We start from the raw sequence: 25,349 nt of genomic DNA on the forward strand, positions 1-25,349 counted from the left end.
ATCGATTGGCTTCCAGCCACGGGAATAAATGGCGCAGCACACTGCGCGTATTATCGGCCGAGATGCGAATCCCCGCGCCGCGATCCCAGGAAGCCTTAGAGATGCTCTCGGAGGCCGTACACGAACGTTCAGCTTTTACGACGTCGGGCCAGACTAGCAGGCCTCGCACAAACTGCCGGCCGCCGCACTCGAATTTTTCCCGCATTATGGAGCAAGCGCCACCGAAGAAACGCAGGTCCTATGGTTGCATGGAGCTGCACCGTTGGTAAATTCAGTTGGTATACCTATGAGGTGCCAGCATTGACCAGGGTTCCTAGCCTTGAGGAAATCCAGTCTCTTGAAGAGGCTCTTCACCGCCAAGAGATAAGGGGTTGCAGGGAGGCGGTCGAGATTTTGCTCGCGGAAGGTTTTGTGGAGTTTGGAGCTTCTGGCAGTGTATACGACCGAACAACTATCATCGATCTTCTTGTGCAAGAGGACGGTATCGATGAAGGCGATCTCCGATCAGCGAACTACGTCCTGAAGCCTATCTCGAATGACGCTGTGCTTCTGACCTACGAGACAGAGCGCTCTTATCCAAATGGTTCAAAGCGGCGTGTGCTGCGAAGCTCCGTCTGGAAACACGACGGGCTCAAGTGGCAAATGTTTTTCCATCAAGGCACGATCAGGCCGTAGCGACGTCTGTGTGGTGCATCAGCGAGCGATACCAGGCGCCATGACCGGCCCTCGGAGGCTTCGGTGGTCGGCGTCATCGTTCTCGCGTGCGCGGAGCAAATATTTGCAAGGTAGGCGCCGCACCTAAATTGGAGAGTCGGAGCAATTTTGATCTTGCAGGCTCTGGAGCGACGCGTCGAGGCTGAGGGTCAGGCCTGTCGGGGCATAATCAACAGAGACTTTTCCGAACGCAGACAGGCTGGAATTGATGAGCCGGGAGCCGAAGCCCCTCCTTTTCGGAGCTTCCACAGTCGGACCGCCGCGCTCTCGCCAACGGAGGTCGAGGTGGTCGGCGCCCGCTTCCTGACGCAGAGACCACTCGATTTCGATCACTCCGGTATCAACCGACAGGGCCCCGTATTTCGTCGCGTTCGTGACAAGCTCGTGCAGCACGAGAGAGAACGCTAACACCGCCTGGGGGGTCAGCGTGACTGTGGGACCACTTGCTTTGAGACGGTCCGGCCCAAGTCCGAGATTGACTGCGGTCGCCTCGACGATCGTGTCCATGGTCGCTGACAGCCAGTTCTTCTGCAGCAAAATGTCATGCGCGTGGGCATAGGCGTTGATGCGCGCCGATATCGACTGCTCCGCATCCTCCATGCCGACGGCGCTTCTGAACGACTGGCTGATAATGGCCTGGACGACGGCCAGCGTATTCTTGATGCGATGCGAGAGCTCGTGCATAAGGACGCGTTGTCGCTGCTCATTTTCTCGCTGCTCAGTTCGATCCCTGAGAATCTTCACGAAACCTTCGAGTTCGCCATCATCCGACCTCAGCGCCATGAGCTGGCCTGATGCCCAGAATAACGAGCCGTCCTTTCGGACGTGCCATCGTTCATCGTCTCCGTGGCCCGCGGTCAAAGCAGCGGTCATTTCCCGCTGGGGAACCCCAGCCTCGCGGTCTGCCTGCGTGAAAATTGCGCCGACGGGCTGGCCAATGATTTCAGTGTCGTCCCATCCGAGGATCCTGCGGGCTCCCTCATTCCATGTGGTCACCCTGTGATCGAGATCCACGGAGATGATCGCATATTCGATGGCACTCTGGAGGATGGCTTCGAGGAAGCGTTCCCTGGCGCGACTGGAATTGGAAAAGGGGGTCTTGACCATATTGCGCCGTATCCATCAAGCCACGAGCGGGTGACCTTAATACTATACCGGACACTGCCGCATTACCATCGAAGCCGTGATGTTCCCGTAAGAATGGTCTCCCCGGCAAACAGAGGCGGACGAGACTATTCGAACATGCCCGCAGTCATTCCGTGCAGCGGAGGAACTATATCTTATCGGTAGCGTTTTGCCGGGACACTCAAGATCCTGGGAGGATAACATGAAAATACTGGTCATCTCTGCCGCATCGCTGTTTCTGTCACTTGGGGGAGCGGCGGTCGCGCAGACGACGACGGTCGTCGTCCCTGGCGAGGTCAAAACCTATGTCATGAAACAGGAAACGCCATCCGCCACGTTTGAAGGTGACGTTGCAGTCGGTACGGCGCTTCCTGACACAGTCGAGATCCACACAATCCCTGATCAACCTGATTACGGTTATGTGGTCGTCAACAAGAAGCGTGTGCTCGTCAATCCGAAGACCCGCGCGGTAATCGAAGTCTACCAGTAACTTGAAAGAATCGCGGGCCTGCTTCAGGCTCGCGGTTCCCCAGTCATTCCACCTTCGTCTCAAACGCGATTCGCTCGGGGCTAAGAGTTGAACTCAGCGTCGCATCCACCGCAGTCAGTCGCATCAGGTGACGGCGTCGCCGCGGCGTCGCCTTTGGGCATTCGGATGCGAGGACGTCGGACATTCCCGAGTCAGCCTTCGTGGAGTTCTTCGCCACCGGGATGAGCAACAGGTCGCCGACAGCGATGAAGGGTTCGTCTGCAATCAAAGCATTCAAGAGGCCACCTTGGCGTCAGCCTTTTGTGCATGGTGCCCGTCACCCGTCGCCGCCTCGGGGTTGGCCTAAAGAAAGGCAGTCCCTGCCATGCCGACTACGGCGCCACACATCGCAAGGCAGGTCGCCCATCCGAGAATTTTCAAAATCTTGCCAATCACAAACTGTTTCATGATCGTTCGATCCGAGGCGATCAGCATCAGGACGACCATGACTGGAACGGCAACAACGCCGTTTATGACCGCGCTCCAAAACAGCGCCGTCATTGGTTGTGCCGGCGTAAAGTTAAGCACCATGCCGACAATCGTAGCCACCGCGACGGTGGTATAGAAGGCCTTTGCCTCGCGAGGTTCACGAGAAAGGCCAACCTTCCAATGCGCCACTTCGCTTACGGCGTACGCTGCCGACCCGGCAAGGACAGGCACGGCCAGTAGTCCGGTTCCAATGATGCCAGTCGCAAAGATGACTTCGGCGAACTTCCCCGCCAGTGGTTCGATGGCCTTCGCGGCGTCGACGGAGTTCTCGATGTTCGTCACGCCAGCCTTGTTCAGGGTCGCAGCGGTCGTTGTCATGATGGCGAGCGCGACGATATTCGATGCAGCCATGCCGATCAGCGTGTCCAGCGTAATGCGTTCATTGGCTGCCTTCGCTTCCCGCGGATGTTCGATCAATGGTTCTGCGTCAGGCTTTTCCTTCAAGTCTTCCGCCTCCTGAGAGGCCTGCCAAAAAAACAGATAGGGACTTATCGTCGTCCCAAAGATCGCGACGATCACCGACCAGTATTTTGGGCCGGACGTGAAACTTGGGATGAACAAACCTCGCGCAAAGCTTGCCCAATCGACATGGACGACGAAAAGCGTGGCGATGTAGGAAAGCAATGCCAGGCTCAGCCATTTGAGGAAGGCGACGTAACGTTCATATTTAACGAATACCTGGAGAAGGATGCATGTGGTGCCGAATGCGGCGACGTAGATGAGCGCATACCCTCCCAAAAGCAGATGCGCCGCATCTCCCATGGCGCCGAGGTCCGCACCGATGTTGATGATATTGGCAACTAATAGCGGCCCGGTAATCGCGATCCCCACCCATGGCGGGTAGCAGCGCACAATGCTTCCTGCCAATCCGCGTCCGGTGGTCCTTCCGATCCGCGCGCTGATCATCTGGACGGCGACCATTAACGGATACGTCAACAGCAAAGTCCAGTTCGTAACATAACCGAACTGTGCCCCTCCCTGGGAATATGTTGCTATTCCGCTTGGGTCGTCGTCCGATGCGCCTGTAATGAGGCCAGGTCCCAGGATTTCAAGCAGGCGTGATTTCGAAGGTTCAGGGGCGGCGCTTCTTTCGTCTATACGATGTTCGCTCACAGCGGCCTCATAACATCCCACGCCGTCTCAAGCGGTTCTGCCGCCGGCTCGGTGCAAATAAATCGCTGGCGGTCTCGTTTGTTCCACCGCTCGGCTGAGCCCGTCCGCTGCCCTGGAACAACGCACTTTCTTCCGACGTTACCGGGTCGTGGCATGTGGAGCGGCAATAATGGATCTCGGGCTGACCAATAGGCGTGTTCTCGTAACAGGAGGCAATTCCGGTCTGGGCGCCGCGATCGCGAAGGCATTCGCTGCCGAGGGGGCACGAGTTGCGATCAACTATCTCGTTAACCCGAAACAAGCCGATAAGGTCGTTGAAGAAATCTGCGCCACTGGTGGCGAGGCTCGTCAACTTAGGGCCGATATCAGCGACCCCAAAGCGGTTGAGGCGATGTTCGGTGCCATCGATGATGCCTGGGGCGGCATCGACATACTGGTAAACAACGCCGGTATCGACGGCGAGCGCGCGCTCGGCTGGGAAGCCGAAACCGGTGCCTGGAGCAAGGTCGTCGACGTCAACTTGAAGGGAACATATTTGTGCGCCCGCGAGGCCCTGAAACGCATGGTCGCTCAAAAGTCGGGCGTCGTACTCAACACCACAAGCGTTCATGAGGTGATCGCCTGGGCCGGCTATAGCGCCTATACGGCTAGCAAGGCGGGTGTCTCTATGATGTCCAAATCGCTAGCGCAGGAAGCGGCGCCGCATGGCGTTCGCGTTCTTTGTATCGCGCCGGGCGCAATCCGCACCCCAATCAATCAGGCAGTTTGGCGGGATGCCCAGGGTTATAGGGATTTGCTCACGAAGATCCCACTGCGCCGCATAGGCGAGCCCGAGGATGTCGCCAACATTGCCATCATGCTGGCGTCTGATGCCGCCAGCTACGTCACCGCGACGACGATCTTTGTGGATGGCGGCATGACCGACTACCCCTCCTTTGCGCATGGCGGGTGATAGGGACATGGCCGGGCGCATCGAAGACTACGGGCTAATTGGAAATATGCTGTCCGCCGCGCTTGTGAGTAAGGATGGATCGATCGACTGGTTATGCCTGCCGCGTTTCGATTCACCTGCTTGCTTCGCCGCACTTCTCGGCACCGCCGATAACGGCCGCTGGAAGATCGCGCCAGTGGGTAGAAGGAAAACAAGCCGGCGCTACGTTCCTGACACTGCAATTTTGGAAACCCGGTTCGAAACGGCGACCGGCGTCGTTACTCTCACCGATTTTATGCCGATCAATGAAGGCGACCGCCATGTGGATGTGGTCCGCATCGTGACCGGTGTTTCGGGCACTGTCGACATGGAGATGGAACTCGTGCTCCGGTTCGAAAACGGGCAGGCTGTCCCGTGGGTGCGGCGCAAGGACTACGGCCTGAGCGCGATCGCCGGGCCCAACGCAGTGGAACTTCATACTGATCTAAAGCTCAAAGGCCGCAACATGAAGACCTACGCCCGCTTCTCCGTTACGGCCGGCGACGCGGTGCCGTTGACGATGTCGTATCATCCTTCGAGCGAGAAGCCACACTTTATCCGCGATCGCCACGAGGAACTCGATCGAGCGACAACCTGGTGGCGGGAATGGGTGAAGCACGGCAGCTTTGAAGATATGCCGGAAGTCTGGCGCGCGCCGGTGGTCCGCTCGCTCATCACGCTCAAGATGCTGATTTATGCCCCGACGGGCGGGATTGTCGCTGCGCCGACCACCTCGCTTCCCGAGAAGATCGGAGGGACGCGAAATTGGGACTATCGTTACTGCTGGCTGCGCGATTCAGCACTGACGCTTTATGCGTTGCTAAATTCGGGATATCGCCAAGAGGCAGAGGATTGGCGGAAATGGCTGCTGCGCGCAGTTGCGGGTGCTCCGGAACAGCTTCAGATCATGTACGGGATCGCGGGGGAGCGTTGGCTCCCCGAGTTCGAAGTGTCGTGGCTCAAAGGATATGAGGGAAGCATTCCCGTCAGGATCGGCAACGCCGCTGCCAGTCAGGTCCAAATCGACGTCTATGGCGAACTCATCGATACCCTCAACGCAGCGCGCGATGCCGAGCTGCAGTCGCAAGAGGAGGCCTGGCGGCTGCAAAAGGTACTTCTTGCTCACTTGGTGACTGCTTGGCAGACGCCGGATCACGGAATTTGGGAAGTGCGTGGGCCAGCGCGCGCATTCACCCACTCGCGCATGATGGCCTGGGTGGCATTCGACCGTGCCGTCATCTGCACGGAGCGGTACGGGCTTGAAGGCCCGGTGGCGAAGTGGCGTGAGGTGCGCCAACAAATTCATGACGAAATTTGCGCCAGCGGCTTCGATGAGAAAAAGAACAGCTTTGTCCAATATTACGGCGGTGACACGCTAGATGCGAGCCTGCTGCTGATGCCCCAGGTGGGCTTTTTACCAGCCGACGACCCGCGCATCATTGGCACAATCGCTGCAGTTGAGCGGGAGCTCCTGCAGGGCGGCCTGGTCATGCGCTATTCCACGAACCGGACCGACGACGGTGTCGGTGGCAGGGAAGGAGCATTTCTGGCCTGCAGCTTCTGGCTGGTTGATGCTTATGTGCTCACTGGGCGGCGGCGGGATGCGCAGAACTTGTTCGACCACTTGCTCAGTCTTCGTAACGACCTAGGCTTACTCTCAGAAGAGTTCGACGTCGTCGGTCGGCGCCTTCTCGGCAATTTCCCTCAAGCCTTTTCGCACATCGGCCTGATTAACACCGCGCACAACCTGGTCAGCGCGGGAGGACCGGCGCGGCAGCGTGCTGAAAAGACCGCCCCGAGTAAGCCACGCAAGGTTTCCCCAGATGCGCTGTAAGGCGCTCTTTATCGGAACGCGGAGGGAGCACTGGTGCAGCCCCTCAGCGCCGAAACCGGCACTGGGGTCAATCTTGCGGCGGGCGTCTCGCGCCTTGAGCTTCGCCGTCGACGCGCCGCCCGCCCATGTGGTTTTGCCGTGGGTTCATCGGGTCTTTTCGAACTTCAAGCGATGGAGCTACGGAACATTTCACGGATTGAGGGACAAGCATATCGACATCTACGCCAACGAGTTCGTCTTCAGATGGAACCGAAGGCGGCACTTCCAGAGCAATATCGACACGATGTTGGGCCTCGGGCGGCGGATTGGATGCATCACTTGGCGCGACGTCGTCGGAGATACCTGAAAGTGGAAGCACGACCATCAAGCCCAGGTGCTGGCGATGGTCGATCCAGAGCGACTGAAGCGGGCCGAGCAGTATGCCTTCGATAACGGCATGGATATCTTCGACGCGCTGGACGATATTAGGCGCGAGGAAAAACGGCATAAGTATCATCGCCGTCAGCCAGAGCGTCCTGCGCTACCGCCAAGACGGCACGGCGAGCAAAGAAATACCCGGCGATACATCCATCCGCCAAGCTTGGCTCCAACGGAGACGGCCATCGGTTATCTGCGGCATATCCCCATCGGATCGAAGATTACCGGATCGGGCAAGAGATTGATGGCCTAGCGTAGCTCGCCGAGCACTAGAGCGCGTCCGTTGAACGCGGAATCAGGTTGAGGGTTTCCTTAAAGGCTAAACTCTGATTCCATCGCTCCGACTGGTGATTTGGTCGGAGGTAAAATGACCCGAGCTTTCAGTGATGATTTGCGTAGCCGCGTCCTGGCTGTCTCACGGGATGGCATGTCGGCGCGCTCGGCAGCAGCCCGATTTGGGATTGGCATTTCAACAGCCATCGCCTGGATTGCGAGTGCGCGGCAGGGTCGGCTGATGCCTGCGAAACAGGGGCGACGCGGTGGCTCGCGCCTCGATGCCCACGAGAAGTACATCGTCGGCATGATCGAAGAGGAAAAGGACATCACGCTCAACGAGATGGTTCTGCGATTGGCCGCAGAAAGAGCCGTATCCATTGGCCGCAGCACGCTTGACGTCTGGCTGCGAAAGCGCGGCTGGACTTTCAAAAAAAGACCGCACATGCATTGGAGCAAGAGCGTCCCGAACTTCTGAAGCGTCGCCGCGACTGGTTCGACGGCCAGCTCGATCTCGATCCGACGCGCCTCGTCTTCATTGATGAAACCGGCCTGAGCACGAAAATGTCACGGCTTCGCGGACGAGCCATGTGCGGAGAGCGATGCCGCTCCCCGATCCCACACGGCCATTGGAAGACAACAACATTCACCGGAGCGCTCAGGCTTTCCGGCATGACCGCTCCTTATGTCCTCGACGGCCCGATGAACGGGATCGCATTCCAGGCCTATGTCCAACAGGTTCTCATTCCAACCTTGGCACCGGGCGACATTATCGTCCTGGACAATCTGCCCGCACACAAGGCGGAAGGCGTGCGCCAGGCAATCGAAGGTGCTAGATGCCGATTGCTTTATCTTCCGCCCTACAGCCCCGACTTCAATCCCATCGAGAAGGCCTTCGCCAAGCTCAAGGCAATCTTGCGCGCCAAAGCCGAGCGAACGGTCGCGGTGCTTTGGGATGCAGTCGGGCAGGTCGTCACCATGTTCGAGCCGCAAGAATGCACCAATTACTTCAAATCCTGCGGATATGACCCCGAGTAAAGTGATCGTGCTCTAGGTACCAACATTTGGCCCTTAGATCGTGTCTGGGCAGCCACTTGAGTTTCCATCTTTCATGGTCACAACCGCATAGGGTTTAAACTCTGGTACAGACCATCTTTCATCGTGGTCCTGATAACCTGCCTTCGAAACGCACCAAGTCCATTGGTATTCCACCGTTCCGTGCATCATAAGCGGATATCTGGTATGCCACTCCTTCACCTCAGGAAATGAGGCCCTCCCATCGGTGTCCGTCAACACGACGGCTACCGCGCGCTTGGTACTGGGGATCGCGCGCATGTTGAGCCTCACCTGCGCCCCTTGGATCGGCGTACCCGTCTCCGATCTCACTGTTAGTGACGCCTCTGGTTGGACGGTCTCATGGAGTGGCAAGCCGCATCCCGCCAGCATCAAAACCGCTCCCGACGCGATGCCGCGCGCCATCGTATTGGCCAAAGTTACCGTCACGCCCAAACCGCCTGCTCTTGGATATACCGACGCATCTTACGGCGTCTCGGGGTGAGCGCCAGACGAATGCCGCTGATTGTAGCTTACCACCCGAATTTTCAATTATTTGCAGTTCTATGTCAAACTTACCTTCCTCAAAGAACGGTTCGACCATCAGTTTGCACCTCATGGCGGTGTGAGAAAGTCCCAAACATTCCCTGACCGAATGCGGTCGGTCAGAGCTAGAGTGTGCCGCCATGGTATCCGCACCCAGACTGATCGAATTTCACAGGCCTTCCGTGGAGGTGCAATGCACCTGTTGCAAGCGGCGCGGCAGGTATGGGACACCAGTCGGGCAGGTCGTAACTACATTCCAGCCGCAGGAGTGCGCCAACTACTTCAAATCCTGCGGATATGACCCCGAGTAAAGTGGACGCGCTCTAGGAGCAGGGATTGCGAAGTCCGGTGACTTGCAGTTCGACGTCGGCTCCCAACCTCAGGACGGTGCCACGAGGAAGCGCCAGAAGATCGACGCCGCGCGTCGTCACGTTCTCGCCGAGGTCGGCCGGGGCGACATCGAACCCTTGTCGGCAAGCTCGTCCAGCAGCTCCGGTTGGATCAGATGGACCTGTCTGAGATTTGGCTGGCTCGGGTCGGCTCGTACTCGAGAACGGTGCTTGACCGTCACGCCCAGATGCGCGTCGCCCTCGACGCCGACCCGTCAGGATTCGGATTTCCTTCACTGACCTCTTCGAGAACCGGTGCCGGTCGTCGGTTGCGACTGCGATAACTGTCCGCCTTCCGTAGGAGCCTCCGCGCGTATCATCGACGCGTCTCCATAGCGTCAAGCGCTCGCAAGGGGAACTGACAATGCCGCTTAGAAGGCCGCATCATGATGTCATCGACGCTTTCCCTACGCGTCCGCTATCAACGCCGCCTCCGAGCCGGGAAGGTCGACGCGCCGGAGCCGGAAGAAGTACCGCCGGTCGTCGCCTTCGACGACCATCATGCCTGCAAGTTCGTCGTCACCAATTCGTCGAAAGTAGTCGACGATGGGCTGCCGGTCGTAGACCATCGCGGCCGTCTCTTCGACGTCGACGGCCTGCAGCTTTACCGACGCTGTCGTTCCCCGTGCGCGGAAAGCTTTCTGAAGATATGAAAACCAGTTGCGGGCGACGAACGAGCGCCCAAACCTCGCCAGACGGAGCGATAGCCTGATCGGAAAGAATGACGGCTCTATCGGAACGAGACGGCCGGGCCGCCACTGGAAGAGAAGGGCGTCCGCCCTTAGGTCAGGGTGAAACCTTTTGCCGAACCACTGCAGGTTTTCGAGCACGCCGTCGAGCGGATGTCCGGACGGTATGCCTTCGCCGCGCCAGAGGCCGACCATTTCGGCTGGAAGCACGGGCGGCAGACCGTCGAACCAGGCGATCCTCGTCGATGGCTGATCGTCGGTCATCCTTACTCCAGATGAAAAAGGGGTTGAGGCGATACCGGACAGGTGGGGCGCTCGACTGCCGTTTCGTTGGCCGCAGGGAGAAACCGGAAAAATCGCTGCGTTCACCATCCCTGTCGCGTCCGGTTGACACGGCCCGCGCTCGGAAAAAGGAATGCCGATCAAACGAGATGGTTCCGATTGTCTCTTCCACTAACGAGGAACAAGCAGGGAGTTGCCGAGGTTACCTGTTATCCAACAGGGAGATTTAACGATGGGAATTGACAAACCACAGGACGGTGCTCCGGGCACCACCGACCAGTCGCCACGCTGGGAAGGTCCGCAGGAGAACACGCCGCGCGGCTACATGCCTGCAAAAGATGATCCCGACAGAACGAAGGACGCCAACGGCGAAACCAACGCCGACCCGCAGGTAAAGAAGATCTCAGACGGCCTGAAGCAGAAGGGCGAATGACATGTCAGACGTCGAAAAAGATGCCAAGGGCCAGTATGCCAGGTCGGTCGGGAACCGCAAATCAACGGGCGTCCATAGTGCGAAGCCGACCGTGATCACCGGCTCGGAGGACGCAACCGAACATAAGACGCCTCCGGGGAAGAGGCCCGTCAAGGACTGGGATATCAACTTCGATCCCACCGATGAGAACGAAGGCCGGATGCGGTAGTTGCGTCAGTGTCGAAGCCGCGTTCAGCGCGCGGCTTCGACAGTAGTTGTTCGCCTAGCGGTTGCCCGGCAACACCTGGCTCTGCCGTACGTCGTCGATCGACTGGCTCTGCGACAGCCGATCATCGGCAGTGCGATCGCCTTCTGACACGTCCCGCTGATGACCCGTCGGAATCACGTCGTCGACGACGTCGTTCGGCAGATCTTCGGCGAGATCATATCCCCGCACGCGCGGAGACGTCGCTTGCGTGCTTCTGGTGTAGCGACCGACGCCCGCGGCGCTGCCGGCAGCCGCATCCGCCTGGAAGACGTCTTCCTTCGACGCCGCGGACTGCTGCCCGCCGGCGGTCCAGCCTTCTTCCCGCCAAAGATCCGCCCGTTCGTCGAGGTCGATCGATCCTTCGTCGTCGAGGATGTCGTGGGCAGTGTCGTAGTTGCTCTCGTTAACGGAAACCGAGACCAGGAAGCCGCCGCGGCGAAGGCCCTCGGCATAGACGTCTCGATCCTCGTCAGGGAAGAACCAGTCTCCCAGTCGCGACCAGAATCCAGAGCCTTCTGCTGCGGCTGCGGAACCTTCGCCATCGGCTTCATAGCCGGGCATGAGGCGAACGTCGGCGACGCCTGCCGACTTCAGCTTGTCGATGGCCGTCTCGGCGTCGCTTCTGCTGTCGAAGAATGCGGTCAACGTGTTCTTGGCGGGTCCGCCCGCAAAGTTGGGTGCGCCGTCGTTGTATAGGTTTGTCATTGAGTGCTCCTCCATGGTTGGTGGGGAGCGAACGAGTGTAACAGTCGAATGTTCCGGCAACGCCCTACGGGTCGAGACACGGGGAGCGCGTCCCGTACAGGTCGCCATCCGGATGGCACATTCGTTCGCATCCCATCGCGAACCGACGCCGTAGCCTCGCGAAGCTCGCTCTTGCTCCGAACTGTTCGACGAGGGCCTTGCGCTCAAGGCTGTCCCGAGACGGCATTCGACTTCGATGATCGCCACCCGGACGTCTTTCAATTAAGGCCAGGAGGTTTTCCGGCGCTGTCGTCGTTTTTCCACTTCTTCTCCGATGCTCTTCATGCCCGTCGGCGGCTAGCTGTCCGAAGGGAATTCCACAGGCGAGGCGCCGACGATGACAAAAATATTTTTCAATGACGACGCCCACTTACAGGTCCGGCTACGGTTTTGATTCATCTCGCTAATCTTCTGACTCCCTAATTCTCAGGAATAGATTCCTACTTTTCGCGCGTCTTGACGCCGCGATGATTAAGGAACAGAAAGGGAACAATCAAGTTTCCACGGCATGATGTCGTACCTGTTCCACCGCGATTTAGGAAGGATTCGTGACCGATGTCGGCTGCACGCGAGCTAGCCATCGCCGAGCTGCGCGACCGCATCTCCGCTCTCGAGGGTGGCGTCGCGAAGAAGGCCGGCAGCCTGCCGTTCGGCGTGCCGGATATCGATATGCGTCTTCCGGGAGGCGGTCTGGCATATGGAGCGCTTCATGAATTCGCGGGTGGGGGAAACGGCACCGTCGACGGCGCGGCGGCCGCATTGATCGCCGCCGGGATAGCCGCTCGGACCAAGGGGAAGGTCGTCTGGTGTCTGACGCGGCCGGATCTCTTCATGCCGGCGCTGGCGCAGGCGGGCCTTCATCCGGACAGGGTGATCTTCGCGGAGGCCGACAAGGAGGAGGACGTGCTCGCGAGCATGGAGGAGGCACTCAGCTACGGCGGCCTCGGCGCCGTGGTCGGAGAACTCGTCCGTCTGCCAATGGTCTCCTCGCGACGGCTGCAGCTTGCCGCCGAGAAGACTGGAACGATGGGCATCGCCGTTCGGCGCTGGCGACGGCAGACGGAAGCGAATGACTTCGGTCAGCCGACGGCGTCGACGACGAGATGGAGAGTGAGCGTGATGCCGAGCGATCCCTTGCCGGTGCCCGGCGTGGGACGGGCGAGGTGGCTTTTGGAATTGATGAGATCGCGTGCGGGCGAGTGTGCTGAGTTTGAAGTTGGAGCCTGCGATGACAAGGGTCGTATCCATATATCTACCAGATTTGGCGACAGACAGGATACGTCGGGCCGATCCCGCCATTCCGCCTGAACAGGCGATCGCGGTCATCGCGAGGTCGGGCTCGAAGCGATGGGTCGCGGCCGCCGACGCCGCCGCCATGAAGGCCGGCCTCCGCGTTGGAATGCCCGCCGCCAAAGCCCAGGCGCTGTTCCGGGGACTGACGATGGTCGACGCCGACCCGGTTGCCGACGCCGCTGCCCTCGAGCGCATTGCTTTATGGGCACTCGGAATCTACTCGCCCATCGTGGCGGTCGACGGCACGGACGGCCTCGTCCTCGACACTGAAGGCGCTGACCATCTCCAAGGCGGCGAGGAACTGATGCTGACGGGCGTCGCCAATCGGTTCCGGTCGACCGGCCTGACGGCAAGGGTGGCGATCGCCGACACGTGGGGTGCGGCCCACGCGTGCGCTCGGGCTATCACAAGAGAAACTGTCATCGTTCCCCGCGGTGAGATCGTCCGCGCCGTCGAGAAGCTTCCGCTCGCTCTGCTGCGGCTTCCGCCGAAAGTCGTCGATGATCTCCGGGTGTTGGGCTTCCGGACGATCGGCGAATTGGCCAACACTGCGCGGGCACCGCTCGCCATGCGCTTCGGCCCCGAGCTCGGCAGGCGTATCGACCAGATGTTCGGCCGCACGTCGGAACCGATAGAGCCGGTCCGCAGCCCGGAATGGATCGAGGTGACCCGCCAGTTCGCCGAGCCGATCGGGGCTGCGGAAACCATCAACAGATACGTCGGCCGTCTCGTGATCGAACTGGTCGCCAAGCTACAACGCAAGGGCTTGGGCGTCCGTCGTACAGATCTCATCGTGGAAAAGGTCGACGGGACGCGTCAGGCCATCCGCGCCGGAACCGCCAAGCCGGCCCGCGACGTCGCCTGGCTCACCAAGCTCTTCAAGGACCGCACGGAGAAGATCGAGCCGGGCTTCGGCATCGAACGCCTGACGCTCGTCGCAGTCGTGTCGGAGGCGCTCGAGGAAGAGCAACGCTCGTCGTCCCTGGTCGAAGAGGAGGAGGACGACGTTACGCCGCTGATCGACATTCTGGGGAACCGAGGGAACAAGGTCTATCGCCTCGCGCCCGTCGCTTCCGACGTGCCTGAACGCAGCGTCCAGCGCATCGCCGCGGCCGCCGAGCCGACGAACGAGACATGGCTTCACGACTGGAAGCGGCCGGTGCGCCTGCTGCACAATCCTGACATCGTGGAGGTGATGGCATTGATGCCTGACCATCCGCCAGCCTGGTTCTCCTGGCGCGGCAAGCGCCGCCGCGTGAAATGTGCCGACGGTCCCGAACGCGTCTTCGGCGAATGGTGGGTCCGCACGTCCGAGGTCGAGGCCGTGCGCGACTACTTCGTCGTCGAGGACGATGCGGGAGAGCGCTTCTGGCTCTATCGCTCCGGAGACGGCGTCGACGGGGGTACGGGTTCGCACAAGTGGTTCATCCATGGAATTTTCGCTTGAAGGAGACGGACGTGCGATGAGATACGCCGAGCTTCAAGTCACCACGCACTTCTCGTTTCTTCGAGGAGCGTCGTCGGCCGACGAGCTGTTCGCCACCGCGAAGGAGCTCGGCATCGACGCCATCGGTGTGGTCGACCGAAATTCGCTAGCGGGAATCGTCCGAGCGCTGGAAGCCTCCCGCGCGACGGGCGTCCGCCTCGTTGTCGGATGCCGCCTCGATCTAACCGACGGGATGTCTCTTCTCGTCTACCCCACCGACCGCGCCGCTTACTCGCGGCTGACCCGTCTCCTGACGCTGGGGAAGTCGCGCGGCGGCAAGGGCAACTGCATACTATCGCTGGACGACGTCGCACTCTATGCCGAAGGACTTCTCGCGGTCCTCGTTCCCGACCTCCCGGACGAGGCATGCGCCGTCCAGCTCCGCAAGATTGCCGACCTGTTCGGCGACCGCGCCTACCTGACCCTTTCGCTGCGACGCCGCCCTAACGACCAAATGCGGCTGCACGAACTCTCCAAACTCGCTACCCGCTATCGCGTCCGCACCGTCGTCACCAACGACGTCCTCTTCCACGAGCCCGGTCGTCGCCAGCTTCAGGACGTCGTCACCTGCGTCCGCGAGCATACGACCATCGACGACGTCGGCTTTAAGCGTGAGCGCCACGCGGACAGATATCTCAAGCCGCCCGAGGAGATGGAACGCCTGTTTCCCCGCTATCGGGAAGCCCTGGGAAGGACGATGGAGATCGTCGACCGCTGTCGCTTCAGCCTCGAGGAACTGACCTACCAATACCCCGAAGAAGCCATTATCCCCGGCAAGACCGCGCAGGAATCCCTCGAGCACTATGTCTGGGAATGCATCCCGAACCGATATCCGGAAGGCCTCCCGCCCGACGTTTTGAAGACCGTTCGGCACGAACTTGATCTCATCAAGACGATGAAGTATGCGCCGTACTTTTTGACGGTGTTCTCGATCGTGCGCTTCGCGCGTTCGCAGGCAATCCTTTGTCAGGGCAGGGGATCGGCGGCCAATAGCGCGGTCTGCTACATCCTGGGCGTGACGTCCATCGACCCCAGCACGAACGACCTTCTGTTCGAGAGGTTCGTTTCGCAGGAACGCGACGAGCCGCCGGACATCGACGTCGATTTCGAGCACGAAAGGCGGGAAGAGGTCATCCAGTGGATCTACAAGACCTACACTCATCAGAAGGCGGCACTCTGCGCCACGGTCACGCGTTATCGGGCCAAGGGTGCGATCCGCGACGTCGGCAAGGCCCTCGGCCTGCCCGAGGACGTGATCAAAGCTCTTTCATCGGGCATGTGGTCTTGGTCGGAGGAGGTAAGCGATCGGAACGTCCGGGAGCTTAACCTCAACCCTGAGGACCGCCGTCTCGTCCTGACGCTTCGACTCGCCCAGCAGCTCATGGGCGCGCCCCGGCATCTAGGGCAACATCCTGGCGGATTTGTTTTAACGCACGACCGCCTCGACGACCTCGTGCCGATCGAGCCGGCGTCGATGAAGGATCGCCAGATCATCGAGTGGGACAAGGACGACGTCGAAGCTCTGAAGATGATGAAGGTCGATGTCCTCGCCCTCGGAATGTTGACCTGTATGGCCAAGGCCTTCGACTTAATCAGGGAGCACAAGGACGAGGATCTTGACCTGGCGAAGATCAAGCAGGAGGACAGCGCCACCTACGCGATGATCCGGCGCGCGGACACGCTCGGAACGTTTCAGATCGAATCCCGCGCTCAGATGGCCATGCTTCCACGCCTAAAGCCCAGGACGTTCTACGACCTCGTCGTGCAGGTGGCGATCGTCCGGCCTGGGCCTATCCAGGGCGACATGGTCCATCCCTATCTCCGCAGGCGCGAGGGCAAGGAGAAGGTCGAGTATCCGACGCCGGAACTTGAGGCGGTTCTCGGCAAGACGCTCGGCGTGCCGCTTTTTCAGGAGTCGGCCATGAGGGTCGCCATGGTCTGCGCCGGATTCACCGGCGGCGAGGCTGACCAGCTCCGCAAGTCGATGGCGACCTTCAAGTTCACCGGAGGCGTCTCCCGCTTCGAGGACAAACTCGTCGGCGGCATGGTGAAAAACGGCTACACCGCCGAATTCGCGGAGAAGACCTTCTCACAGCTCGAAGGGTTCGGCTCATACGGCTTCCCGGAATCGCACGCCGCAAGCTTCGCCTTGATCGCATACGCATCGAACTTCGTGAAGTGCCATCACCCGGATGTCTTCTGTGCCGCCTTGCTGAACAGCCAGCCGATGGGATTTTACGCGCCCGCGCAGATCGTCGGCGACGCCGCCAAGCACGGCGTCGAGATCCGCCCGGTCTGCATCAACCGGTCCCGCTGGGACTGCACGCTCGAGTGTATCGGGAACACGGAGCGCCACGCAGTGCGGCTCGGCATGAGGATGGTCAAAGGCTTGGCGGTCGCCGACGTCGCCCGGATCGTTGCCGCGCGCATGAACAAGGATTTCGAGAGCGTCGACGACGTTTGGCGACGGTCGAACGTGCCGACCGAAGCGCTCGTTCAGCTCGCCGAGGCCGACGCCTTCCTGGCCTCGCTGAAGCTGCAGCGCCGCGACGCGCTTTGGGCGATCAAGGCGTTGCGCGACGAGCCGCTTCCTCTCTTCGCAGCCGCCGTCGAGCGCGAAGCGGCAGTCATTCCTGAGCAGCAAGAGCCGGAAGTCGAGCTGCGGCAGATGACCGAGGGGCATAACGTCGTCGAGGACTACGGCCACGTCGGCCTCACCCTTCGCGAACATCCGATCGCGTTCCTTCGCCGCGATCTCGAAAAACAGAACATCGTCACCTGCGCGCATGCGATGAACGCCCGCGACCGCCGTTGGGTGTGCACCGCTGGATTGGTGCTCGTACGCCAGAAGCCGGGCAGCGCCAAGGGCGTCATGTTCCTGACGATCGAGGACGAGACCGGGCCGGCGAACGTCGTCGTCTGGTCGAGCCTGTTCGAGAAGCGGCGTCGCGTCGTCCTGGGCGCCAGCATGATGGCGATCCACGGCAAGATTCAGCGCGAGGGCGACGTAGTCCATCTCGTCGCCCAGCAGCTCTTCGATCTAAGCGGCGACTTGTCTGGCCTTGCCGACCGCGACATGGAGTTCAAGCTTCCGACGGGCAGGGGTGACGAGTTTGCGCACGGTTCGCCGGGAAGTCCGGATTCCCGAGACAGACCAAAGCCTGTTCCACAGCCACGGGACATCTTCGTCAGAGACCTTCACATCGACACGTTGAAGGTGAGGGCACGGAATTTCCACTGAGAGAGACCACCAGGAACTCGCCGGCATTCCCCACGTTGAGACTGCGAGGAGGAATACCAATGTCAGTTCCATTCGAGCCTATCGTGCCACCGAAGTTCGTGCCCCCGCTCGACAATCCGCCCGATCGAGGACGAACTTGGCCGCGAAGGATTCGAGAGCCCAAACAGGTTCCAGAAGTGGGTCGTAGTGGTGAGCGTTCAGCCTGCTTTGCGCGGGCGGGATCGATGCCCACCAATCATAAGTGAAACGGAGAGCCACTTGTCGCATCATCACTGGAAAGCCCAATGATGAGGTGATTTCCAATGCAGGCGTTTTATCAGGCCAATGTCCGCGTTGCGCCAATTGCGGTCATTGCTTCAATCAACAAGTTCCTTGTCGGAAATCACCAGGAGTATGTTCGACCGCGCCTAACCCGCCAACGACCTCAAGTCGGGATGCTTATGCTGAAAGGTCTCCCGTACTTGTAGGTCAGCTCCCACGCGAAAACATACCGACGATATGCTTCGCTCGCTCTTTGCGAAACGCCGCCCTGATCCGGCCGTGTCGCTCAAGTTCCGCGAGACCGTGAAGGGTAGCCCAGAAGGCCTCAGTCGCGACCTCAGCGTCAGCGCAAAATGGCTCAACGACTGCCATCATGGCACCGAACGTATCGCGCAAGACCTGAGGTGTATCGGACTTTGCAAACCGCAGACCGCTTGGAAGGATGAACATGGCTTCATACAAAGCCGGCCGTTCAAATGCGAATTCCAGGTAGGCGATCGCAACGTCTTCCATTGCTTCTGCCGGACTTGCGCCGCGGCGGACAGATGCCCGCAGCGCCGGCCCTAGCTCCCCAAACCCGTCCAGCGCGACTGCTCCGACAATTGCGTCGCGGCTTTCGAAATGGGCGTACAGGACAGGCTGGCTGTATTCGATCTCCTGAGCAAGTCGGCGGACGGTCACTGAGACCCAACCATCCTTTTCGGCAAGCATTCTTGCCGCGCCGATGATCCGCTGCTCCCGCGCCGCTTTCTCCCGCTCTTTACGTTCACTTATGCCCATACTTTCACCTTCAACCCGTCATCAAGGATTGTAGCGGCATAAATAATCCGACGCAATGGTTGACATTATAGCGTTGCTATATTTATTATCATCGATATTGTCACGCTGGTGATAAACACCGTTGGGGTTATTCAATGTCTCACTTCATCTCCTTCTCAGCAGGCAACGCTGCCACACTTGTGGCAGCCGCAGCATTTCTTCTCGGCGCGGTCATCAACGCGTTCGGCCGCAAGGGTGTCCAAGAAGAATTCGTTCGGTACGGATTTCCATCGTGGTGGCGCTGGGTCACCGCGATGCTTGAATTCGTAACCTCCGCTTTACTGGTCCTGCGCCCGACTTTCGCAATCGGCGCGGCACTCGGCGCCTGCATCATGGTCGCCGCAATCTTCGCTGTCGTTCGTGCCCGTGATTTCCGCCACATCCCCCCGCCAGCAGCGTTCCTGCTGCTTCTAATCATCGCAGCTTTCTTCCAGTTCTCATCGTAGCTGCGGCGGGAAACCGCCAGCTTCAATCATAGCAACCACCAAATCCAACCGCGCTGAATTCCATCGGCGAGGCGCATAACCACGGCATAAGGAGCCAGTCATGACCACATCGAATTCCGTCCCAGGCACCGTCATCGTCTACCATTCCGGCTACGGCCATACTCAACGCATGGCGGAGGCCGTCGCAGAAGGTGCTGGCGCAAAGCTCCTTGCGATTGACGCCGACGGCAACCTTTCCGACGACGGATGGACGGCTTTGGATGCCGCCGATGCCATCATCTTCGGCTCGCCGACTTACATGGGCGGACCAAGCTGGCAATTTAAGAAATTCGCAGATGCATCCTCAAAGCCGTGGTTTTCCGCGAAGTGGCAGGACAAGGTCTTCGGCGGCTTCACCAACAGCGCCAGCCTCAATGGGGACAAGCTGAATACGCTCCAATATTTTGTCCTTCTTTCGGGACAGCATGGTGGCCTATGGGTAAGCTTGGGTATCAAGCCATCGAACGTGAAGGCATCCGAGCGCGACGATGCGAACCGCATGGGATCATATGTCGGTCCGATGGCGCAATCGGACGCAGATGCGGCACCGGATGAAATGTCTGTGGGCGATCTCGAAACAGCGCGTCTCTACGGGGCGCGGGTTGCCGGTGTCGCTCGGCAGTACAAATCAGCTCATGGGGCATGACGTGGATTGCCTACCACCCTTAACATTGAGGTGAGGGGACCGGCCGGGCAATCACCTTCCGCGCAAGGAGCGCGGCAGGTTTAATCCCAGACCAGGTGTCCGCTTTGGGCCGATTGCGGCCATTGCGCTCGCGGTGTCTAGCGTTTACCTCAGCAGCCCGTCGCTTCCGAACTCCTCCCAAGGGCGGTTGTGGCCCCGCTGGTCATTGGATGACCTGGATGACCTTCCTGGAGGAAGGCTCGACGATGACACGCTGATCGTTGACAATCGCGTATGCATATGTTTGATCATCGGGAATCGACGTCACGACCACGGTCTCCGGCAGGGGCTGTCCGACGACGACCTTCTGCTTCACCACGACACGTTTGGTCGGGGCGGGAGCTTGCTGGACATAGGTCACCACCTTCTGCGGCGGCGGATCAATGACGCTACCCGCCACGCCACCGACGATACCACCGACGGCGGCACCGACCGGGCCGCCGACGACCGCGCCCGTTGCAGCACCACCTGCCGCGCCGGTTACCGTCGATGACTGCGCAAAGGCGGACGCCGATGCCAGCAAGATACTGGCGGCAATTCCTACTGCTTTGATATTCATCTGTTTTTCCTCCTTTTGGGCGGTTGACTCCGCTGGGGGGCCAAACCGGACCCGAGACAGATCGGCAGATGTGAGATTTCTATGCGGTGGACACGAAGTGTCCGCCGCATTAGTCAAGTCCGGCGACGGCGCCGCCGGACAACTTCAGATCTGATCCCGCAGAGACTTGAAAGAGTCCCTGAGTTCGGCTGTAAAAAGCTCCGGCTGCTCCCAGGCGGCGAAATGCCCGCCCTTCGCCGGGCGGCCGTAGTGGATGAGTTTCGGATAGGCCTTTTCGGCCCAGCTCTGCGGCGCCTGATAGATTTCATCCGGGAAGGCGCTGACGGCGACCGGGATTTTGATGCCGCGCGGATCGAAGAAGCCGCCGGCGGGGAAATGCGCGTTGTCCCAGTAGAGCCGAGCCGAGGAGATCGCCGTATTCGTCAACCAGTAGAGCGTGACGTTGTCGAGCACGTCGTCGGGCGTAAGGCCTTCCTTCTCGCCGCCGAAGGAACGAGCGATCATCCGGTAGCTGCGGATGTCGTGATCGAGCATCCAGGAGGCAAGTCCAATAGGCGAATCCACAATGCCGTAGAGCGTCTGCGGCCGATTGTTCATCTCGATCGCGTAGCCGAGCCCGTTCTTGTAGAAATCGTCGAGCTGCCCATAGGCCCGCTTCTCGTCGTCCGAGAGGCTCGCAGGCGCCGGCGCGCCCGATGACAGCAGCTTGGCGATATCGGCTGGCACGGTGGCCGCCATGTTGGTGTGGATGCCGATGAGGCCCGCTGGCTCCTGCACAGCCATCAGCTCGGTGACCGCATTGCCCCAGTCGCCGCCCTGCGCGACGTACTTCGTATAGCCGAGGCGCTGCATCAGCACGGCCCAGGCCTTGGCGATGCGCGGCGGATTCCAGCCCGTCTCCCTGGGCTTAGCCGAGAAGCCGTAGCCCGGAAGGGAAGGAATGACGACATGAAAAGCGTCGGCTTCGGTGCCATCGAAGGCGGTAGGATCGGTAAGGGGCTTTATGATCTTCATCTGTTCGATGACCGATCCAGGCCAGCCATGGGTGATGATTATTGGCAGCGCATTTTCGTGCTTCGACTTGACGTGAATGAAATGAATGTCGAGGCCGTCTATCTCCGTAAGGAACTGCGGAAGGGAATTAAGCCGAGCCTCGACCTTTCGCCAGTCGTGGGTCTTCCAATGGGCGGCGAGCTTCTTGATCGTGTCGAGCCTGACGCCCTGGCTGTCGTCTGTGACGTTTTCCTCGTCCGGCCAGCGGGTGGCGGCAACGCGTCGATGGAGATCGGCGAGTTGATCCTTGGACGCGGTAAACTTGAAGGGTCGGAGCTCGGATACCGTACCGGTCGCTGCGAACGCTTTGGGAAACACCCCGATTGCACTGGCGGACGCCGCGACTGCAAGCAGTGTTCGACGGGTGACTTTTTGCTCTACTCGGGACATGGCGTCCTCCTTGCTCGTGCGTTGTTTGACGAGGAGGAAATTCGCATCGAAGGAGTTCTGCAACAATTGCACCAAGGTATGGCCGACACCTTTGTATCGGGTGGTTCCCCCGCCTGCTCGACTGTCGTGCGGAGGTGGACCGGATCAGAGCTGCCGGAGCGGGGGGAGATTCCAGCTTTTCATTGCGAGGCTGCCGTGATGCTTGCCTCTTCGGCGGACGGTACGGAGAAGTGCATGGTAACGCCCGGCCCTTGGTTAGGCTCAGCCCAAAGGCGACCACCATGACTCTCGATGATGGAACGACAGACTGAAAGACCGATCCCCATCCCATTGTTCTTCGTCGTGTAGAACGCTTCGAAGATCCGCGTACCTCCGTCTGGGTCGAGACCAATTCCGTTGTCGCTGACCGCAACGCTTATCTGCCCATCACCGCCGAGCTCGGTTTGGATCTCGACCGATCTCAGCCGATCCTTCACGCCAGATACCGCGTCAATGGCGTTGCGAAGCAAGTTGTTGATCACTTGTTGAAGTTGGACTCGGTCGCCGTTGACGGGGGGAAGGGAGGTGGCGAAGTGCGTTCGAATAGCGACGCCGTTGCGTCGCTGATCACCTGCAGACAAGGCGACTACCTCACTCACCGCGTCGTTTATATCGACGTCTTCGAATTCGATGTTGCGCTTACTGAATAACGCCCGCAGTCTGGCGATTACCTCGGTGGCACGATTGCCGTCCCTGATCGTGCGCCGCGCCGTCTCAAGGGCCGTTTCTATGTCGGGCGGTGTGGCTGCAAGCATCCGCAGACAGGTGTTCGCGTTCGTGATGATGCCTGACAGTGGCTGGTTCACCTCGTGCGCGATCGCCGCCGACATCTGGCCGAGGCTGAGGATGCTGGTCACTCGCGCAAGCTCTGTGCGCAACTGATCGCGCGCTTCCTCCGTCAAGCGCCTTTGTGTCACGTCTTGGATCGCTCCAAGGCATTCCCGATTTCCATTCCGGTGAATTATAACCTCGCCGATGACGCGAACGTACTTTATGTCGCCGTTGCGGGCGAGAACGCGGACCTCGTATTCCGAGTCCTGGTCGCCTTCGCGTACGGCGCCGATCTTCCCGGCAAAGAGCGCAACGTCGTCCGGGTGTATCCGCTCCGTTATCCGGTCAAACGTCACGACTTCGTCTTTTTCGAATTCGAGGATTCGAAGCCATTCGTCGGACAAGATCAGCTCGTCGGTTTCGACATGCCAGGAGAACGTACCCGTCCTGATCAAGCGCTGGCCTGCAACGAGAAGGGCCTGACTTCTACGCAGTTCATCTTCGGCCTGCTTGCGATCGTCGATGTCAGTCAGTAGTCCATACCATCGGACGATCTTGCCCTCTGCGTCACGAAGTGGCTGTCCTCGCACCTGGAACCATCGGAACACGCCGTCGTGTCTTCGATAACGGCTTTGGTAGTCGTAAGGATTGCCGCTCTTGAGTGCGCCCAGGAAGGTATCGATATTGACTTGCACGTCATCGGGGTGAGTTATGCCGTTCGTTGACCAGTCTTGCACCTCGTCGAGAGAGATTCCGAAATAGTCCAGTAGCTGTTGGTTGCTCCCGTCGAGCGTTCCATCAGGCTGCGAAAGTATGATCATGCCCGGAACCATGTTGACGATATGGCGGAATTCCCTCTCGCTGTTAGCAAGCGCGACTTCGGCGTGCTTCCGGTCGTCGATATCATTCAGCAGGAAGTACCATCGTACAACGAGGCCCTCGTGGTCGCGCACGGGAGTTCCCCGCACCTGGAACCAACGATAGACGCCGTCGTGCCGACGGAGCCTTTCCACTACCTCGTACGATTGACCAGCGGCGACTGCCTCGGCGAATCTAGCCACGCCCCGGTCACGATCGTCAGGATGAATGATATCGTTGGTCTTCCACTTTTGATGCTCGTTGAAGTCATAGCCGAAATATCGCAAGGACTGATCGTTTACGCTCTCCACAGCCCCGTCGGGCCGGAGCACAATGATGAGGCCTGGGATCGAGTTTACGATCAACTGCAGCTCGATCTCGCGCTCGCGCAACGCCTCCGCCGCCCTGCGCCGATCATCGATATCAGTCAGCAGACCATACCAGCGGACGATCCCGCCATTATTGTCTTTGACCGGGTGGCCGCGGACCTGGAACCAGCGAAATTCGCCATCATGGCGACGGAAGCGCGTCTCGAAGTCATACGGCTCTCCCGTTTTGAGCGACGCCGTAAATGTCTCGACACAGTGCTGCAGGTCGTCGGGGTGCGTGATACCATTGGTCGCCCAGTTCACAACCTCCTCAAGGGGCAGTTGGAAGTAGTCGAGAAGCTGTTGATTTGCGCCGTTCAACTGACCTTCGGGCGTAAAGAGCGCGACCATTCCTGCGATAGTGCCGACAATCAAGCGAGACTCGCGTTCACTGTTTGCGAGAGCTACCTCGGCCCGTTTTCGGTCATCGATGTCGATCAGCAGATGCAGCCACCGCTGGATCGCACCAGACCTGTCCCGCAGCGGTAGACCCAGTACGTTATGCCACCGATAAATTCCGTCGGCGCGAAGATGGCGGCTCTCAACGTTGTAAGACGTGCCCGCCATGTGAGCGGCGATCTGGGCTTCGATGGTTTCCTTCAAGTCATCCGGGTGCACGACCTCCGAAGCCTTCCAGTCCTTTAGATCCGAGAGGCTTAGCCCAAAATAGGAGAGGGTCAGTTGGTTGAGGCCTTCGACTTCCCCAGTCGGTGTTGTCACGGCCACGGGTAACGGGATGCTATCGACGACGAGCTGGAAATCGAGTGCGGCCTGCGACCTTTCCCGTTTTTGAACGACGGGTTCAATATTGGTCGCGACCGCGCACCAATTCAATACGCCGTGGGGAGCGTCTTCCAAAGGGGCCCACTGGATGAGGAAATGGTGAAATTCGCCTGCGGCGTGCCGAAGCCGCGCTTCGATCGTTCCCTGTGTCTCTGCGTGTCTAACGCTCTGCAGATGGGCGGTGACCGCGCCAACGTCGGCCGGGTGCACAGCATCCTCCCAGCGCCAAGACTCTCCGGACGCCGGTCGCAGCCCCGTGAACTCTACCCAGCTTCGGTTGACGAAATCGACTTGGCCATCCTCCAGCATGGTCCATGCCATGCCCGGCAGCGCATCGAAGAATTGAAAGACGTTTATCCCCATCGCCCACTCAAAGCCCACTTTCCGGGCGAGAGCCTACAATATCGATCC

24 protein-coding genes and 1 pseudogene are annotated in these 25,349 nt (G+C 59.7%); 14 read left to right on the top strand and 11 right to left on the bottom strand.

Features of this window, described 5'->3' with window-relative positions; all coding sequences use genetic code 11:
• Positions 1 to 205: hypothetical protein (locus HJB83_RS30095; RefSeq protein WP_221159714.1), on the bottom strand; the 205-nt coding region annotated here is incomplete at its 3' end.
• Between the two features lie 95 nt (positions 206 to 300).
• Here HJB83_RS30095 and HJB83_RS30100 point away from each other — a divergent pair.
• A complete protein-coding gene (locus tag HJB83_RS30100; RefSeq protein ID WP_259671442.1) occupies positions 301 to 675 on the top strand; it encodes a DUF4440 domain-containing protein in 375 nt (124 codons plus the stop codon).
• Between the two features lie 123 nt (positions 676 to 798).
• Here the strand turns inward: HJB83_RS30100 and HJB83_RS30105 are convergent, their stop codons facing one another.
• Complete coding sequence (locus tag HJB83_RS30105) at positions 799 to 1,821, bottom strand: sensor histidine kinase (protein WP_221117971.1); 1,023 nt, start codon at positions 1,819 to 1,821, stop codon at positions 799 to 801.
• 220 nt (positions 1,822 to 2,041) lie between these two features.
• Between HJB83_RS30105 and HJB83_RS30110 the strand changes: the two genes are divergently transcribed.
• Positions 2,042 to 2,329: a DUF1236 domain-containing protein gene (locus tag HJB83_RS30110; RefSeq protein WP_221117970.1), complete on the top strand. Its 288-nt coding sequence runs from the start codon at positions 2,042 to 2,044 to the stop codon at positions 2,327 to 2,329.
• A gap of 43 nt (positions 2,330 to 2,372) precedes the next feature.
• On the opposite strand, the gene HJB83_RS30115 is transcribed toward HJB83_RS30110, so the two are convergent.
• Both HJB83_RS30115 and HJB83_RS30120 read right to left on the bottom strand, forming a co-directional pair.
• A complete protein-coding gene (locus HJB83_RS30115; RefSeq protein ID WP_221159718.1) occupies positions 2,373 to 2,606 on the bottom strand; it encodes a hypothetical protein in 234 nt (77 codons plus the stop codon).
• Between the two features lie 65 nt (positions 2,607 to 2,671).
• Positions 2,672 to 3,970: a divalent metal cation transporter gene (locus HJB83_RS30120; RefSeq protein ID WP_311044499.1), complete on the bottom strand. Its 1,299-nt coding sequence runs from the start codon at positions 3,968 to 3,970 to the stop codon at positions 2,672 to 2,674.
• A gap of 169 nt (positions 3,971 to 4,139) precedes the next feature.
• Between HJB83_RS30120 and HJB83_RS30125 the strand changes: the two genes are divergently transcribed.
• From HJB83_RS30125 to HJB83_RS30145, 5 genes are all read left to right on the top strand, one after another.
• Complete coding sequence (locus tag HJB83_RS30125; RefSeq protein ID WP_221132273.1) at positions 4,140 to 4,922, top strand: glucose 1-dehydrogenase; 783 nt, start codon at positions 4,140 to 4,142, stop codon at positions 4,920 to 4,922.
• 7 nt (positions 4,923 to 4,929) lie between these two features.
• Complete coding sequence (locus HJB83_RS30130) at positions 4,930 to 6,774, top strand: glycoside hydrolase family 15 protein (protein ID WP_221132272.1); 1,845 nt, start codon at positions 4,930 to 4,932, stop codon at positions 6,772 to 6,774.
• Positions 6,764 to 7,120: a transposase gene (locus HJB83_RS34805; RefSeq protein ID WP_405049173.1), complete on the top strand. Its 357-nt coding sequence runs from the start codon at positions 6,764 to 6,766 to the stop codon at positions 7,118 to 7,120. The genes HJB83_RS30130 and HJB83_RS34805 overlap by 11 nt, the downstream gene beginning before the upstream one ends.
• A 36-nt stretch (positions 7,121 to 7,156) precedes the next feature.
• Complete coding sequence (locus HJB83_RS30140; RefSeq protein ID WP_221117964.1) at positions 7,157 to 7,444, top strand: hypothetical protein; 288 nt, start codon at positions 7,157 to 7,159, stop codon at positions 7,442 to 7,444.
• Positions 7,445 to 7,558: 114 nt separating this feature from the next.
• Positions 7,559 to 8,502, top strand: a protein-coding gene (locus HJB83_RS30145; RefSeq protein ID WP_221159716.1) for an IS630 family transposase whose coding sequence is annotated in 2 segments (ribosomal slippage) — positions 7,559 to 7,883 and positions 7,883 to 8,502 — 945 coding nt in all. Because the reading frame shifts where the segments join, the coding sequence is not laid out codon by codon here.
• Positions 8,503 to 9,389: 887 nt separating this feature from the next.
• Here the strand turns inward: HJB83_RS30145 and HJB83_RS34390 are convergent.
• Positions 9,390 to 9,794: pseudogene (locus HJB83_RS34390) on the bottom strand (MOSC domain-containing protein); the annotation flags it as partial.
• A gap of 65 nt (positions 9,795 to 9,859) precedes the next feature.
• A complete protein-coding gene (locus HJB83_RS30150; protein ID WP_221115881.1) occupies positions 9,860 to 10,405 on the bottom strand; it encodes a GXWXG domain-containing protein in 546 nt (181 codons plus the stop codon).
• Positions 10,406 to 10,655: 250 nt separating this feature from the next.
• Here HJB83_RS30150 and HJB83_RS30155 point away from each other — a divergent pair, with 250 nt between their 5' ends.
• Both HJB83_RS30155 and HJB83_RS30160 read left to right on the top strand, forming a co-directional pair.
• A complete protein-coding gene (locus tag HJB83_RS30155; RefSeq protein ID WP_221115882.1) occupies positions 10,656 to 10,856 on the top strand; it encodes a hypothetical protein in 201 nt (66 codons plus the stop codon).
• A gap of 1 nt (position 10,857) precedes the next feature.
• The gene (locus HJB83_RS30160; protein ID WP_221132271.1) at positions 10,858 to 11,064 is read left to right on the top strand and encodes a hypothetical protein; all 207 of its coding nucleotides are present in this window, start codon (positions 10,858 to 10,860) and stop codon (positions 11,062 to 11,064) included.
• Between the two features lie 54 nt (positions 11,065 to 11,118).
• On the opposite strand, the gene HJB83_RS30165 is transcribed toward HJB83_RS30160, so the two are convergent.
• Positions 11,119 to 11,808, bottom strand: a complete 690-nt coding sequence (locus tag HJB83_RS30165) for a hypothetical protein (protein WP_221115884.1) — start codon at positions 11,806 to 11,808, stop codon at positions 11,119 to 11,121.
• Positions 11,809 to 12,402: 594 nt separating this feature from the next.
• Between HJB83_RS30165 and HJB83_RS30170 the strand changes: the two genes are divergently transcribed.
• Genes HJB83_RS30170 through HJB83_RS30180 form a run of 3 tightly spaced genes read left to right on the top strand, consistent with a single transcriptional unit; the run spans position 12,403 to position 17,867 of the window.
• Positions 12,403 to 13,155: an ImuA family protein gene (locus HJB83_RS30170; RefSeq protein ID WP_221115885.1), complete on the top strand. Its 753-nt coding sequence runs from the start codon at positions 12,403 to 12,405 to the stop codon at positions 13,153 to 13,155.
• Entirely contained in the window at positions 13,076 to 14,587 is a 1,512-nt protein-coding gene (locus HJB83_RS30175) for a DNA polymerase Y family protein (protein WP_221132270.1), read from the top strand. Before HJB83_RS30170 ends, HJB83_RS30175 begins: the two co-directional genes overlap by 80 nt.
• A gap of 16 nt (positions 14,588 to 14,603) precedes the next feature.
• Positions 14,604 to 17,867 (top strand): error-prone DNA polymerase, encoded by a 3,264-nt coding sequence (locus HJB83_RS30180; RefSeq protein ID WP_221115887.1) that lies wholly within the window; start codon positions 14,604 to 14,606, stop codon positions 17,865 to 17,867.
• Between the two features lie 468 nt (positions 17,868 to 18,335).
• Here the strand turns inward: HJB83_RS30180 and HJB83_RS30185 are convergent, their stop codons facing one another.
• Complete coding sequence (locus tag HJB83_RS30185; protein ID WP_221115888.1) at positions 18,336 to 18,908, bottom strand: TetR/AcrR family transcriptional regulator; 573 nt, start codon at positions 18,906 to 18,908, stop codon at positions 18,336 to 18,338.
• A gap of 134 nt (positions 18,909 to 19,042) precedes the next feature.
• Between HJB83_RS30185 and HJB83_RS30190 the strand changes: the two genes are divergently transcribed.
• Positions 19,043 to 19,393 (top strand): DoxX family protein, encoded by a 351-nt coding sequence (locus HJB83_RS30190; protein ID WP_221115889.1) that lies wholly within the window; start codon positions 19,043 to 19,045, stop codon positions 19,391 to 19,393.
• A 100-nt stretch (positions 19,394 to 19,493) separates the two neighbouring features.
• Positions 19,494 to 20,078 (top strand): flavodoxin family protein, encoded by a 585-nt coding sequence (locus tag HJB83_RS30195; protein WP_221115890.1) that lies wholly within the window; start codon positions 19,494 to 19,496, stop codon positions 20,076 to 20,078.
• 202 nt (positions 20,079 to 20,280) lie between these two features.
• Here HJB83_RS30195 and HJB83_RS30200 read toward each other — a convergent pair whose 3' ends face one another.
• From HJB83_RS30200 to HJB83_RS30210, 3 genes are all read right to left on the bottom strand, one after another.
• Positions 20,281 to 20,676, bottom strand: a complete 396-nt coding sequence (locus HJB83_RS30200; RefSeq protein WP_221132269.1) for a DUF1236 domain-containing protein — start codon at positions 20,674 to 20,676, stop codon at positions 20,281 to 20,283.
• Positions 20,677 to 20,820: 144 nt separating this feature from the next.
• The gene (locus HJB83_RS30205; RefSeq protein WP_221115923.1) at positions 20,821 to 22,119 is read right to left on the bottom strand and encodes an epoxide hydrolase family protein; all 1,299 of its coding nucleotides are present in this window, start codon (positions 22,117 to 22,119) and stop codon (positions 20,821 to 20,823) included.
• A 179-nt stretch (positions 22,120 to 22,298) separates the two neighbouring features.
• Positions 22,299 to 25,301, bottom strand: coding sequence for a PAS domain-containing protein (locus tag HJB83_RS30210; protein ID WP_207584020.1), 3,003 nt, complete (start codon positions 25,299 to 25,301; stop codon positions 22,299 to 22,301).
• Positions 25,302 to 25,349: the final 48 nt, after the last annotated feature.

The organism is Rhizobium sp. NZLR11, assembly GCF_019685115.1.
Taxonomy (GTDB): Bacteria; Pseudomonadota; Alphaproteobacteria; order Rhizobiales; family Rhizobiaceae; genus Rhizobium.